This is a genomic window from Kocuria sp., assembly GCF_030538595.1.
GTDB lineage: Bacteria > Actinomycetota > Actinomycetes > Actinomycetales > Micrococcaceae > Kocuria.
Genome location: NZ_JAUNTS010000001.1, coordinates 428,931 through 441,742 on the forward strand (window position 1 = coordinate 428,931; position 12,812 = coordinate 441,742).

General features: G+C 62.3%; 10 protein-coding genes, 1 tRNA gene and 1 pseudogene. 6 read left to right on the top strand and 6 right to left on the bottom strand.

The window, feature by feature from the left end; genetic code table 11:
- Positions 1-6: 6 nt before the first annotated feature.
- The gene (locus tag Q4G32_RS01990) at positions 7-606 is read left to right on the top strand and encodes a hypothetical protein (protein ID WP_303348835.1); all 600 of its coding nucleotides are present in this window, start codon (positions 7-9) and stop codon (positions 604-606) included.
- A 147-nt stretch (positions 607-753) separates the two neighbouring features.
- Here the strand turns inward: Q4G32_RS01990 and Q4G32_RS01995 are convergent, their stop codons facing one another.
- The gene (locus Q4G32_RS01995) at positions 754-1,629 is read right to left on the bottom strand and encodes a Bax inhibitor-1/YccA family protein (protein ID WP_303348836.1); all 876 of its coding nucleotides are present in this window, start codon (positions 1,627-1,629) and stop codon (positions 754-756) included.
- Between the two features lie 246 nt (positions 1,630-1,875).
- On the opposite strand from Q4G32_RS01995, the gene Q4G32_RS02000 reads away from it, so the two are divergent.
- From Q4G32_RS02000 to Q4G32_RS02010, 3 genes and pseudogenes are all read left to right on the top strand, one after another.
- Complete coding sequence (locus Q4G32_RS02000; protein ID WP_303348837.1) at positions 1,876-4,284, top strand: heavy metal translocating P-type ATPase; 2,409 nt, start codon at positions 1,876-1,878, stop codon at positions 4,282-4,284.
- Positions 4,281-4,619, top strand: coding sequence for a metal-sensitive transcriptional regulator (locus tag Q4G32_RS02005; RefSeq protein ID WP_303348838.1), 339 nt, complete (start codon positions 4,281-4,283; stop codon positions 4,617-4,619). Before Q4G32_RS02000 ends, Q4G32_RS02005 begins: the two co-directional genes overlap by 4 nt.
- A gap of 149 nt (positions 4,620-4,768) precedes the next feature.
- Positions 4,769-5,566 (top strand): annotated as a pseudogene (locus tag Q4G32_RS02010) (SDR family oxidoreductase).
- A gap of 20 nt (positions 5,567-5,586) precedes the next feature.
- Here Q4G32_RS02010 and Q4G32_RS02015 read toward each other — a convergent pair.
- Entirely contained in the window at positions 5,587-7,971 is a 2,385-nt protein-coding gene (locus Q4G32_RS02015) for an AAA family ATPase (protein ID WP_303348839.1), read from the bottom strand.
- 150 nt (positions 7,972-8,121) lie between these two features.
- Between Q4G32_RS02015 and Q4G32_RS13905 the strand changes: the two genes are divergently transcribed.
- Together Q4G32_RS13905 and Q4G32_RS02020 are read left to right on the top strand one after the other, a co-directional pair.
- On the top strand, positions 8,122-8,883 hold the full coding sequence (locus tag Q4G32_RS13905) for an AraC family transcriptional regulator (protein WP_368660351.1): 762 nt from the start codon (positions 8,122-8,124) through the stop codon (positions 8,881-8,883).
- A 76-nt stretch (positions 8,884-8,959) separates the two neighbouring features.
- Positions 8,960-9,577 (top strand): LysE family translocator, encoded by a 618-nt coding sequence (locus Q4G32_RS02020; protein ID WP_303348841.1) that lies wholly within the window; start codon positions 8,960-8,962, stop codon positions 9,575-9,577.
- A 55-nt stretch (positions 9,578-9,632) separates the two neighbouring features.
- On the opposite strand, the gene Q4G32_RS02025 is transcribed toward Q4G32_RS02020, so the two are convergent.
- From Q4G32_RS02025 to Q4G32_RS02040, 4 genes are all read right to left on the bottom strand, one after another.
- Positions 9,633-10,283 (bottom strand): HAD-IA family hydrolase, encoded by a 651-nt coding sequence (locus tag Q4G32_RS02025; protein WP_303348842.1) that lies wholly within the window; start codon positions 10,281-10,283, stop codon positions 9,633-9,635.
- Positions 10,284-10,414: 131 nt separating this feature from the next.
- A complete protein-coding gene (locus tag Q4G32_RS02030; RefSeq protein WP_303348844.1) occupies positions 10,415-11,020 on the bottom strand; it encodes an NAD(P)H oxidoreductase in 606 nt (201 codons plus the stop codon).
- A gap of 108 nt (positions 11,021-11,128) precedes the next feature.
- A tRNA-Leu gene (locus Q4G32_RS02035) sits at positions 11,129-11,202 on the bottom strand.
- Between the two features lie 103 nt (positions 11,203-11,305).
- Positions 11,306-12,691: an NAD(P)/FAD-dependent oxidoreductase gene (locus Q4G32_RS02040; RefSeq protein WP_303348845.1), complete on the bottom strand. Its 1,386-nt coding sequence runs from the start codon at positions 12,689-12,691 to the stop codon at positions 11,306-11,308.
- Positions 12,692-12,812: the final 121 nt, after the last annotated feature.

A 12,812-nucleotide genomic window follows, 5' to 3' on the forward strand; every position in this document is an offset into this window, starting at 1 on the left:
GGAATCATGTCCACCCAGTTCCTGAGAATCCTTGCCCAACGCCGTCAAGCCAGCGTACTGAGCGCGGAGGCACCCGCCCGGGTGGAGTTGGAGGACATCATTGCCGCGGCAGTGGGGCACGTTGGCCCGGAGTCACCTCTCACCTGGCGTTTGGTGGGCACCACACGCGCCCAGGCCCCCGATCTTGCGGCCGCTCTGTCCGGATTGAAGAACATTCCAGATTTCACGGAGAACACCGCCCGCCTCAAGGGCAAAAACATGCGGCGGTTGGCGGCTTTCCGTGGTTCCCTGGCTTTTGCCTCCAACGGAGGCTTGGCGCTGGCCTTGGTCTTCCAACCGCAGCAGGACTCCGAACTACCCAAACGCATTCAACGCGGCGAGGCCCTGGGCGCCCGGCATCTGCTGGAGGCCGCCTTCTACGCCACCGGATGGGCCACACAGTGGTCACCGCGGCAAAGCCCTGACCCGGAGTTCCTCGGTGAATTTTACGGCCTTGCGCCCCGCGAGGAGGTTTTGGGTTGGCTCTTTGTGGGACGCCCCGAACGCTCCCAGTCACAGACCACCGCCACGCTGCCCGGAGGCCCCCTCCCCCTGACCTTCCGGTGATCTGCCGTGATCTTCCGGTGAGCCGCGGCGGCGGCTCGGTTCTGGCCGTGGAAACCACGCAGTACAACGACGGCGGTGCTGGTCTCCCACAGGGGAGGCCAGCACCGCCGTCGTTGTGATTCTCAGACCGTCACGGTCTACAGGTCATCAGTCCTGCTGCAGCAAAGCGAGCACGCGCAGGATCTCCACGTAGAGCCAGATCAGGGTCACCGTCAGGCCAAAGGCTGCGGACCAGGCGTACTTGCGGGCCACGCGGCCAATGCCGTTCTCGATGTTCTCGAAGTCCATGACCAGGGAGTAGGCGGCCAACAGGATGGCGATACCACCGATGAACACACCCAGCGGGATGCCGAAGATCTCAATGTCTGACCGAACGTTGAATCCGGCAAACATGGACAGACCCAGGTTGGCCAGGGCAAAGACCAGGTAACCGATCATGGCAACCACCACGATCTTGGTCAGGCGCGGGCTGGTGCGCAGAATACGCAGGCGGTAGAGCACCAGAACGGCCACGAACACACCGATGGTGCCGATCACGGCCTGGAGCACAATGCCCGGGTACAGGGACTGGAAGATCCCGGAAATGCCGCCCACGAACAAACCTTGGGCTGCTGCGTACAGCATGATCAGAACCGGTGAAGGTTCACGCTTGAAAGCATTGACCAGGCCGAGCACCAGACCCACCAGCATGGCGGGGAAGGCCAGCATGGGAACCATCCAGCCGACGATGCCCAGAACGATCACGGTGCCCAGCGTGAGACTGGTGCGCATGATCACGTCATCCAGGGTCATCCGGCCGGTCTGTTCGGCGGAGGCTGTGGGGCCGTTGTACCAGCCCTGCATCTGCTCGGCCGACGGCGCCTGGCCGTACTGCTGACCACTCTGCATGGTCTGGCCGTACTGAGCCGGCTGCCCGTACTGGGGAGCTTGGCCGTACTGCGCTGACTGGCCGTACTGGGCCTGCGCAGCGGCTGAACGGTCGTTGTGCTTGGAATTGAAGTCGCGGAGCAAGGGATTGCCCATTAGGAAGTCGTCCTTTCGTGCTGCCTTCCCGGGTTGGGCCGTGGGTCACGGTGGATCGCCGGAAAGCAGGGCGGTGGGCGTACAGGAATTCCGGAACTACGGTACCAGCTGCCCGCGAGCCCGCAGTCCCGCTCCCCTGCGGGCGAACGGGGGTTATGGCATCGTGACCCACATCGTTGCGCACATATACCCCACGGGGGTATATGTAGGGATGTACCAACCGAACCATCACCTCAAGAGAGCGTCATGGCCACCTCAACGGCTTCCCAACAACCAACCACCCCACCCAACCTGGTCCACCTTGAATTTCCAGTGGGCGGCATGACCTGCGCATCATGCGCGGCTCGCGTGGAACGCAAGCTCAACAAGTTGGACGGTGTGGCCGCCAGCGTCAACTACGCCACGGAAAAAGCCACGGTCCAGGCTCCCGCATCGCTTGATCCCTCCGTTCTGGTGGCGGAGGTGGAAAAGGCCGGTTACACCGCAACACTTCCGCCAGCCTCCACTCCTGGACCAGCAGCACCCCACAAGAACGACGACGACGGCCCCGTGTCCGCCGCTGCTGGCGGCCATCCGGAAGCCATGCTGACCCGTTCTGCGAGCGCCAGCCCCACCGGCGACACCGGCATGGTCTCTGAACGTGATGCGGAACTGGACTCCCTGCGTCAACGCTTGATCGGGGCGGTCATCCTCTCCGTCCCGGTGATCGCCATGGCCATGATCCCCGCGTTGCAGTTTGACTATTGGGGATTCGCGTCCTTGGTCCTGGCTGCCCCCGTGGTGGTGTGGGCCGGTTGGCCCTTCCACCGAGCCACCCTGAAAAATCTGCGCCACGGGGCAGCAACCATGGACACGCTGATCACGGTGGGCACCACAGCCGCTCTGCTGTGGTCCGTGATCGCCTTGTTCTTTGGTCACGCCGGGCATCCGGGCATGACCCACACCTTTGAGCTCACTCTGTCCCGCACCGACGGGCTGGGCGCCATCTACCTTGAAGTCGCCGCCGGAGTGATCACGTTTGTGCTGGCCGGACGCTACTTTGAAAAGAAGTCCAAGCGCCAGGCAGGTGCCGCACTGCGGGCACTCATGGAGATGGGAGCCAAGGAGGTCTCCGTCCTACGTGACGGTGTCGAGCACAGGGTTGCCGTGGAGTCCCTTTCCGTGGGGGATGAATTCGTGGTGCGGCCGGGGGAAAAGGTGGCCACGGACGGCGTCGTGGTGAAGGGCCGCAGCGCCATTGATGCCTCCATGCTGACCGGTGAATCGGTGCCCGTGGAGGTTGCCTCCGGGGATGCGGTGACTGGAGCCACCGTCAACAAGGGTGGTCAGGTGGTGGTGCGGGCCACGCGAGTGGGTGGGGACACGCAACTGGCGCAGATGGCGCGCATGGTGGAGGAAGCTCAGTCCGGCAAGGCCAGGGTCCAGCGGTTGGCCGATCGGATTTCCGGGGTTTTTGTTCCAGCGGTGCTGATCATCGCTGTGGGCACGGTGGTCGGCTGGTTGCTGGCCGGACAGCCCGTGAGCACGGCATTCACGGCCGCGGTGGCCGTGCTGATCATCGCGTGCCCGTGCGCCCTGGGACTTGCCACACCCACCGCGCTACTGGTGGGCACGGGACGCGGTGCGCAGTTGGGCATTCTGATCAAGGGGCCGGAGGTGCTGGAATCCACCCGGCGGACAAACACTGTGGTCCTGGACAAGACGGGAACCGTCACGGCGGGGAACATGGCCTTGACCGGTGTGATTCCCGCACAGGGGGTGGATCAGAACCAGGTGCTGAGGCTGGCCGGTGCGGCGGAGAACGCTTCCGAGCACCCCATAGCTCAGGCCATCGCGCATGCCGCCGCGCAGCAGCTGGGGCACCTACCCGAGCCCGAGTCCTTCCAGAACATTGAAGGGCTGGGCGTCCAGGCGGTGGTTGACGGACACACGGTGGTGGTGGGCCGTGAACGCTTGATCGCGGATCAGTCCATGACCGTGCCCGACGCCTTACGAACCACCATGGAAGAGGCTCAGACACGCGGCGGAACGGCGGTGATGGTGGCCTGGGACGCTCAGGTACGCGGCGTCCTGGTAGTGGCCGATCAGATCAAGCCGACCAGCGCGCAGGCTGTGGCCCAGCTGAAAGAACTCGGGCTCCAACCGGTGTTGTTGACCGGTGACAACCACGCCGTGGCCCATCAGGTGGCTCAAGCCGTGGGTATTGAGGAGGTCATGGCGGAGGTTCTTCCCGAGCAGAAGGTTGCCGCGGTGCGCTCGCTGCAAGAATCCGGCAAGGTGGTGGCCATGGTGGGAGACGGCGTCAACGATGCCCCCGCCTTGGCACAAGCTGATCTTGGCCTGGCCATGGGAACCGGGACGGATGCTGCCATTCAGGCGGCAGACATCACGCTGGTGCGCGGCGATCTTCAGGCCGCAGCGGATGCCATTCGATTGTCCCGGCGGACGTTACGCACCATCAAAGGCAACCTCTTCTGGGCCTTTGCTTACAACACCGCCATGATTCCGCTGGCGGCGCTGGGACTGCTCAACCCCATGCTGGCCGGTGCCGCCATGGCGTTCTCCAGCGTTTTTGTGGTCTCCAACAGCCTACGATTGCGGTCTTTCGCCTCGGCAGCCACCCCGGCGCCGGACACAGCAGGAGTTTCCCGATGACTGAACCCACCGACGTCGTACATCCAGCAGGCCACGCTGACAGTGAGCCCCCGCACCACGGCTACATGAGTGAAAAGGCCAGGTACCTGGCTCGGCTCAAGCGGATTGAGGGGCAGGCGCGCGGAATCCACAGGATGGTGGACCAGGACACCTACTGCATTGAGATCCTGACCCAGATCTCCGCGATGACCAGTGCCCTGGAGAACGTGGCCTTGGCCCTGCTGGATGACCACCTCAAACACTGTGTGCTGGAGGCAGCGCAGAAAGGCGGGCCGGAGGCGGAGGCCAAGATTGCGGAGGCTTCCGCTGCCATCGCACGGTTGGTCAAATCCTGAAATGCCGAACCCTCACGTGACTGCCCCATCAGCTGCTGATGGGGCAGTCACGTGAGGGTTCGCCTGCCCCAGACAGACATAGCGTTGTGCCCCGCCCTGGGTGTGTTGGGCGTCATCGAGTGCTGCGGGCCATCGGGCACACTTGCCCCATGGAACTATCACCCCTGAGCCGCGATCCACTTCCACTGCGGGGACGCTCTGTACTGATCACGGGCGTGAGTCGACGGGCTGGGATTGGGTATGCCACGGCGTGCAGGGCTGCCGCGTTGGGCGCCAACGTGTTCTGCCACCACTACTCCCCGCATGACGCCCGTCAGCCGTGGGGAGACGATGACATCAATGCCGTACTGAGCGGCGTCAGCGAACACGCGGTGGATGGCGCACGTGTGGCTGACATGCACGGGGATCTGGCCGACGCCACCGTGCCGGCCAAAGTCGTGGAGGCCGCCATACAGGAGTTCGGTCAGGTGGAGGCGCTGGTGTGCAATCAGGCAGCCAGCGGGTCCGATGCTCCCCTGCGCTCCATCTCTGCGACGGATCTGGACCACCACTGGGCCGTCAATGCCCGGGCATCACTACTTCTCACCCAGGCTTTTGCCACACAAGGTGTTGCCGGATCGGTGGTTCTTTTGACCTCCGGACAGGGCCAGGGCCCCATGCCGGATGAAGTTGCCTACGCCACCTCCAAGGCGGCACTGGCTGGAATCACAGGCACGCTCGCACACGAACTCGCACCGGCCGGAATCCGGCTCAACACCGTCAACCCAGGCCCCGTGGACACTGGGTACCTGGAACCGTCCGCCTGAGAGCAGGTACGCAGCATGTTCCCGTTCGGACGCTTTGGCCAACCAGACGATCCTGCCCGCCTGATCACCTGGCTGCTCACGGATGAGGCCACGTGGATCACCGGGCAGGTCATCAATTCGGAAGGTAGATTCACCCGCTGAGACTGATTTTCACCGCGACCTCACGGCTGCGGCAACAGAGGTTCGACGACGACCGTTGGTGCCTCGTCCGTCGTCGTCGAACCTTGTGAAACCTCTCCGTTGGCCCAGGCCAGGAACTCAACTGCGGCGAACACCGGTTTGCCGAATTTGGCGGCGTTCTGCGCCTTGCGGGACTGGGAACCCGACTCAGCGGAGATCAGGACGTCGCAGCGGGTTTTGGTCACATTCGCCACCGGTGTCAGCCCGTGGGAGGCCGCCAGAGTCTCCATGCGGTACCGGTCCACCAAGCGCCCCGCTGCGTCCTGCACCTCGCCGGTGAAACACACCCGAATGCCAGGCTGAAGGACGGAATCAATGGTGTGCTGCGGGGCGTCGTCGTAGGTGGAATCCAGGACGGCCGTGCCCGTCTCTGATTCGACAGCCCTCACCACAGCCTGCGTGGCGTGATCCAGCCGCGAGCGCTGAGCAGCCCCGGCGAGCATGGCAGCCAGGGCCGTCTCCACGGAGTTCTTCCGGTCCCCCGGGGCCACCAGAAATCGCACCGTGCCCGGGGCCGGTGCGGGACTGCGCGGCATGAGGTACCCGGGTCGGCCCGCCGGGGCGGTGAAGGTCTCCGCGCTGTGCTGCGAAAGTTCAGCGCTGCGAGCCATGTCCCGGACCGCGCGGGCACGTTCCAGAGCAGTCGGGGCGTAGAGGTGTTGGCGCTGGTCAAAGTCTGCCCCGCTCAGGGGCAGATCCACTCCCAGCGGCATGGTGACCACGTACCCCATGCGTTTGAGTTCGTAGTCCAGCCAGCCCAAGTCACGGTCAATGTTGGGACCCACCGGAATCCGCCCGGCCAGGTACGGCTCAAGTGCCGCCCAGGCTTCCGTGAGCAGCGGCGCCAGCTGGACGTCCCCGGCCGTGATCCCGTAGTCGCTGCGCGCCTGACCCATGTCCCGGGTGGGGTTGACCAGGGTGGTGAGCTCAACGCCGTCGTCAGTGACCAGGGCAATCTCTACGGGGCGGGGGCGCCAACGCTGGCCCACGTCCCCCACCGTGCACATGCCGATGTAGACCTTGCCCTGACTGTGGCCGCCGTGCGCACGTTCGGCGGTCAGGAAACGGCGCACCCGTTGGTCCACCTTGAGGTCCTTGGCCAGCACATCCCGGCGCAAGACCAGCCCCTCCATGGAGGTACACCGGCTCAACGCCACGTACAGCTGACCATCGGCAAAGGTGCCACCCGTCAGGTCCACCACCACCCGCTCCAGCGTCTGGCCCTGGCTCTTGTGGATGGTGACCGCCCACGCCAGACGAAAAGGAAGCTGCGTGTAGGTGCCGATCAGATCGTGATTCAGAACCCCGTTGTGGACCGTGGGACGGGTGACTTCCCACGTGTAGGGGTGGATTTCCACGTGGGTCCGGTCCGGCAGTTCAACCACCGCCACCTGCTCCCCCGCCTGCCGGTACTGGTCCACAATCTTGGCAATCGTCCCGTTGACCCACCGGTCCCACGGGTCATTGGTGAGCAGCATGACCTGGGCGCCCACCTTAAAGGTCAGGGCGTCATCCGTGGGCTTCTCAAAACCATCCAGATCACCCGTGGACTGGGCAAAATGCGTGACAGCGGGTTCAGCGATCTGTTCCAGCATGGCCCGGTTTCGGGAGGTGGCCATCCTGTTTGTGGTGGTCAACGTGAGCCAGAACTCGTGCAGCGGCGGCACAAAATCCTTGTCCGTGCGCGTATTCAGCTCCTGGCGGGCTTCTTGCAGCAAAGTGCCCTGACGCACCGCATTCAGGATCTCCACCAGCCGGGTGTCTCCCACCTGGCGAAATACCCGAGTCAGCTCAACCGTGGGGAATTGTTCACGGTTGTATTTCTGCGCGGCAAAGAAATACGGCGAACTGTAGGTGGTCTCAAAATAAGCCCGCTCGCCCTCCGCCACCACCGGCGGCAACTGGTACAGATCACCCACCAAGACCAGCTGCACACCACCGAACGGCTCCCCCGGCTTGGGACCGAACCGCTCCAGCGCGATTGCCAGGCAGTCGAACAAATCAGCCCGGACCATGGACGCTTCATCAATGATCAGCGTCTGCAACTCCCGCAGAGTCCCCGCAAAACGGCCCGGGTAGTACCCATTCCCGCGCACCACCTCCGGGCTGAGCGACGGCGGAAAGCTGAACAGCCGGTGGATCGTGTAACCGCCAACATTGAGTGCCGCAATGCCAGTGGGTGCCACCACCACGACGTTGCGCCCCGTCCCAGCCAAGAACCTCCTGATCAACGTGGATTTACCCGTTCCGGCCTTACCGGTCAGAAACAAGTTTTCGCCGTTGTTCAGCCGAACCAGTGCGTCCTCGAACTCGCCGGTGAGGACAATGGGGTCACGGGTGGACTGCGATGCCTCATACTGCGTCAAGGCATCGCCAAAGCTCGGTTATTCGCATCTCCCATGGAACCAAACTAGGGGCTTGAGAGGACAAACGATAAACCGGCCAGAGTCTGCAAAGTTGTTCAAGACGCATTGATGTTCCATGATGATCCCGTGTCCGAGTTCACACGCAGCACAATGCTTCCTCATCTGGAAGCCCGGCAGTCGGTTCAGAGCTTGCGGTGCTACCGCCCCCATACACATGACGCCTTCTCCATTGGGATCATTGATCACGGGCGCACACAATTCAGGGATTCAGATGGCCGGACCTTGAACCTCAGCGCAGGCGATTGCGTTGCAATCCCCTCCCACACCGTCCATTCGTGCAATCCCCATGCAGGGCGTTGGGAATACCGAATGGTTCATGCGGACCAGGCATGGGTTGCCGCCCAGCTACCCGCACAAGCAGCAACGAGTCTCATGAGGGGCGTAACTGTGACCCACGAGGCCGCTGTATACAGCCAACTTTCGGGTTTTGCACAAGCAGTTCTTGACGATGCGCCAGTCACCGACTTGGAACGACAGCTTCGGAGCGCACTCCAAACACTTCATCTGACGTCTTCTCCGCTTGCCATACGTCCGCGAACGTCGGACACCGAGGACTGGCTTCAGCCTGTGATGGACAGGCTGAGCGCCCCCGGCCCTACCCCACCTCTTAACGAGCTTGCCCAGTTGGTTGAGATGAGCAGTTTCCAGTTGATCCGCGCTTTCAAATCAGCCACAGGCCTCACCCCAGTGGCCTGGCATCACAACGCACAGATTCTCAAGGCCAGAGACCTTTTGCGTCAGGGAAAGTCCTTGGCCGAGACAGCACAAATGCTCGGTTTCGCTGATCAAAGCCACTTCCACCGCATCTTTCGATCCCACGTGGCAGCAACGCCCGGCGGCTTCCGAGCCTGAGCAATATCGTTCAAGACTCACATATGCCCGACCGTGGAGCATGCAAGGACACCCTCTCCTGTCCTTGTGAGGCCCCATGGATCAATTCGTCACAGTCGCCTTCGCCCATTTCTTGGCCCTGCTGGTCCCCGGTGTTGATTTTTTCCTCATACTCAGGACTGCGCTGCTCCAAGGATGGCGGTCGGCCAGCGGTGTCTGTTTGGGAGTTGCGTGCGCGAACGCTCTGTTCATCGCCGCCGCCTTTGCCGGCTTGCACCTCTTGGCAGGCGCCACTGTTTTTATGCTGATGCGCGGACTCGGCGGAGCTTTTTTGGTCTATGTAGGGTTGGTTTTCCTCCGCGCCAAGACACCGCCTGAGATTGAGCCAGTCGCCGCAGCAGGTGGTCCGTCCTGGAGGACAAACTGGTTACTGGGTTTCGCTTCAGGGGTGTCGAATCCCAAGAATGTGCTCTTCTATGTGAGCTTGGCAGTCGCCCTGGGTCCTATTCGACCCGCAACCATGGTGGGCTACGGCCTGTGGATGTTCAGTGTTGTTCTCGGGTGGGACTTAGCTCTTGCGGCTCTCATCAGCAGGTACCGAAACCTCCGCGTGATTACCCGCTGGATACCGTGGATCACCAAAATCGCAGGAGTCTTCCTCACCATTTTTGGAGCTTCCTTGATCATAGAGTTATTCACGGAACTCGTATCCTGAATTGGATCAGCCGAGCAGGCTCCATGCCACACCAACAGCCTGGTTAGCTCAGGTGCTAACGAGTCACCAGTACCAGGCTCCCGTCCGGGGCGATCTCCAGAGTGCAGGCGGACAGATTCTCAGCAACGGCGTGCGCGTGAGGTGCAACATCCACAGGGTCGTGGGAGGTGGCCACTGCCAAGACTTGGGAACCTGCCGCCAGACCGGCTTTGAGTCCGGCTGGAGCATCTTCCACCACCAGGCACCGCTTGGCATCAAAGCCGAGCAATTCGGCGGCCAAAAGATAACCCTGGGGGTCTGGCTTGCCCACGACAACATCTTCAGCGGTCACCATGGTTGTTGGAACGGGAACCCCCGCTGCAGCAAGTCGCGCGGTCATCAGTTCACGGTCCCCTGAAGTCACAGCGGCAAACCGGTCCTGTGGCAGTTCTCCCAGAAGTGCTGCCGCCCCGGGCAGTGGAATCACCGAATCCAGGTCTTCCATCTCCAGGCCATGCAGTTCAGCCTCCGCATCTGCCACTTGGTCAGCTGGAACAAAATCAGCCAGGGTGTCTGCGGCTCGGCGGCCGTGGCAGACCGCGAGAATCGCGGCGGCGTCGTACGCGTGCCGTTCAGCCCAGGTGGTCCAGGACCGGTTCACGGCAGAGGTGGAATCCACCAGGGTTCCGTCGATGTCGAACAGGATCGCATCCACTTCAAAGCGCATGCTCCCACCGTACGCGGTCGGCTCCCGGCGGTCGGCTCCCGCAGGCACCTCCGGGGAACTTGAACGCGGCAAATGCGCGGGAGCAGCCGCAAAAACGCATTTGCCGTGCGCAAAGTTTCAGCAACAGGAACTCAGACAGCTCCAACCAGCTCGCGTGCCACCCTACGGGCTGCGTCCTTCAGCTCCTGTGCGTGCTGGTCCATGTCTGCCACATTTGTACCCGCTGTGTTGTAGAGCAAGAGAAGTTGGCTGTCAGAAACACCGCAATAGCCCGCGATCCCGGTGTTGAGGTGGTGATCCATCAAAGAGTCATAATGGCGCTTGCGATACTTCTCCTCGGTGTCACCTGCCAATGCAATCCACCGAACAGCGGGGATCCCCAGCCTTCGGCCACCGCCGTAGAAGGTTCCGTAATTCCACACTCGGTCGATGAACCCTTTCATGCGCGCAGGCAACGAGTACCACCAGACCGGAAAAATGAAAATTACCGCTGAGGCCTCACGTGTCCGTTGTGTGAAGGCCATGACCTCGTCGCTGTAGACATTGTCCAGGGTGGAGAAGTCCGGTTCGTCCGGGGGATAGAGCACCGGGTCAAAATCCTGCCGGTAGAGATCAATCTCATCCACCCGGACCCCGGCAGAGGTAAGTTCCGAGATCACATCGGCCACCACTGAAGCTGTAAGGGAATCAGCACGCGGATGTGCCCACACCACCTGTACCACTCTCTGGTTTACCACTGTTTACCTCCTGGAGTTGCAAGATTCACAACTTGAACGTGGCAAATGCGCTGCAGCGCCCGCCAAAACGCATTTTACGTGGCGAAAGTTTGTGGAGAAGGCCAAAAGTGCCCCCAGTGGGACTCGAACCCACACTGGGCGGATTTTAAGTCCGCTGCCTCTGCCAATTGGGCTATGGGGGCATGGAGCGGCCCCCTGCACACCCGCTGGATTGCACTGCTGTCACAACGACGACGCAGCGGTCACCTCCGCGGGCAGCACCAGGGGCCGGCCCTCATTCCAAGATCACAACTTGATCTTGGTGCGCACCACTTCCTGGCCGGTGGCCGACTGGAAGTTCAAGCGCGGGTCACGCACGTGACGGATGGGTGCGGTGTTGCGCCCGAAGATCATGTTCAGACCCCATTCGGTGAACACACGCGCCTTGTGCTCCAGGGTGGGAATGGCTGCACCATGGTACAGACGGTGCATGGCCCAGGCCGGGAAACCCTGGAACTCCACGCCCTTGATGTTGGCCACACCCTTGTTCAGGCCAAAGCCGGCCACGGCACCGATGTTCTCGTGGTAGTAATCCTGCAGCTCACGGCCTTCACGAGCAGCCAAGATGTTCTTGGCCAACACATGAGCCTGACGCACGGCGTGCTGCGCGTTGGGCACGCAGAAACCGCCCACGCCACCGCCGGAGAGATCCGGCACGGCTGCGGTGTCCCCGGCGGCCCATGCCTTCTCCAAGGGACCGTCATCCCCGGTGATACGCAGATCCGCACCGGCACGCACTCGGCCGCGCTCGTCCAACGGGAAGTCCGAGCTCTTGGACAACGGGTTGGCCGCTACGCCGGCGGTCCAGATCAGGGTGTCCACGTCGATTTCACCAGCCGGGGACTTGTCCTTCATGTTGATCAGCTTCAAGTGGTTGTCCACCGCAGAGGCCAGGGAGGTGTTCAGCAGCACCTCAATGCCCCGCGAGCGCAGGTGCGCCACAACCTTCTCGGCACGCTCCTTGGACACCTCCGGCATGATCCGGTCCATGGCTTCGATCATCACAAAACGCAGATCCGAAACCTTCAGGCGGGGATCGCGCTCCACGGCGGTACGTGCCATGTCTTCCAGCTCAGCAATGGTCTCTACACCGGCAAACCCACCGCCCACAACGGCAAAGGTCAGCGCACGACGGCGGACGTCGTCGTCGGTGGTCTGGGAGGCGATCCCAATGCGCTCCAGAACCCAGTTACGGACGGCAACGGCCTCTTCAATGGACTTCATGCCGATGGCGGATTCGCCCAAGCCCTCAATGGGGAAGGCGCGGGTCACGGAACCACCGGCCACCACGATTTCATCGTAGGGAATTTCCAGGACGGGGCCATCGGCGATGGTCTGTACGGTGGCCACACGATTGGCGTGATCAATTGCGGTCACACGCCCGGAGACCAGCTCGGAGTCGCTGAGGTACTGCTGGTGGGAAACCACCGCGGAGCGAGCTTCAATGCTGCCCGCGGCCACCTCCGGAAGGAACGGCAGGTACATCATGTACGGGTTGGGGTCCACCACTGTGACCACGCCACCCGAAGCCTTGATGCGCTTCTGAAGTTGCTGGGCGACGGTGAAGCCAACGTAGCCACCGCCGACGATAAGGATCCGGTTACGGTCCTTTGCCAAGAAATTGTCAACCATGCCCACGAGTCTAAACGCAGACAGCTGTGCACCGTGCGCCAGATACCCCTAGATCACGGCTTGTTTCAGCTCACACCGTAATGGTGCGAGCGGGAGAAGTCATACGGTGCAACACAGAAAC

What these genes read in the sequence shown, in the direction of transcription:
- Q4G32_RS01990 (WP_303348835.1), top strand. Translation starts at nt 7, where the DNA reads ATGTCCACCCAGTTCCTGAGAATCCTTGCCCAACGCCGTCAAGCCAGC.
- Q4G32_RS01995 (WP_303348836.1), bottom strand. Translation starts at nt 1,629, where the DNA reads ATGGGCAATCCCTTGCTCCGCGACTTCAATTCCAAGCACAACGACCGT.
- Q4G32_RS02000 (WP_303348837.1), top strand. Translation starts at nt 1,876, where the DNA reads ATGGCCACCTCAACGGCTTCCCAACAACCAACCACCCCACCCAACCTG.
- Q4G32_RS02005 (WP_303348838.1), top strand. Translation starts at nt 4,281, where the DNA reads ATGACTGAACCCACCGACGTCGTACATCCAGCAGGCCACGCTGACAGT.
- Q4G32_RS13905 (WP_368660351.1), top strand. Translation starts at nt 8,122, where the DNA reads ATGCTTCCTCATCTGGAAGCCCGGCAGTCGGTTCAGAGCTTGCGGTGC.
- Q4G32_RS02020 (WP_303348841.1), top strand. Translation starts at nt 8,960, where the DNA reads ATGGATCAATTCGTCACAGTCGCCTTCGCCCATTTCTTGGCCCTGCTG.
- Q4G32_RS02025 (WP_303348842.1), bottom strand. Translation starts at nt 10,283, where the DNA reads ATGCGCTTTGAAGTGGATGCGATCCTGTTCGACATCGACGGAACCCTG.
- Q4G32_RS02040 (WP_303348845.1), bottom strand. Translation starts at nt 12,691, where the DNA reads ATGGTTGACAATTTCTTGGCAAAGGACCGTAACCGGATCCTTATCGTC.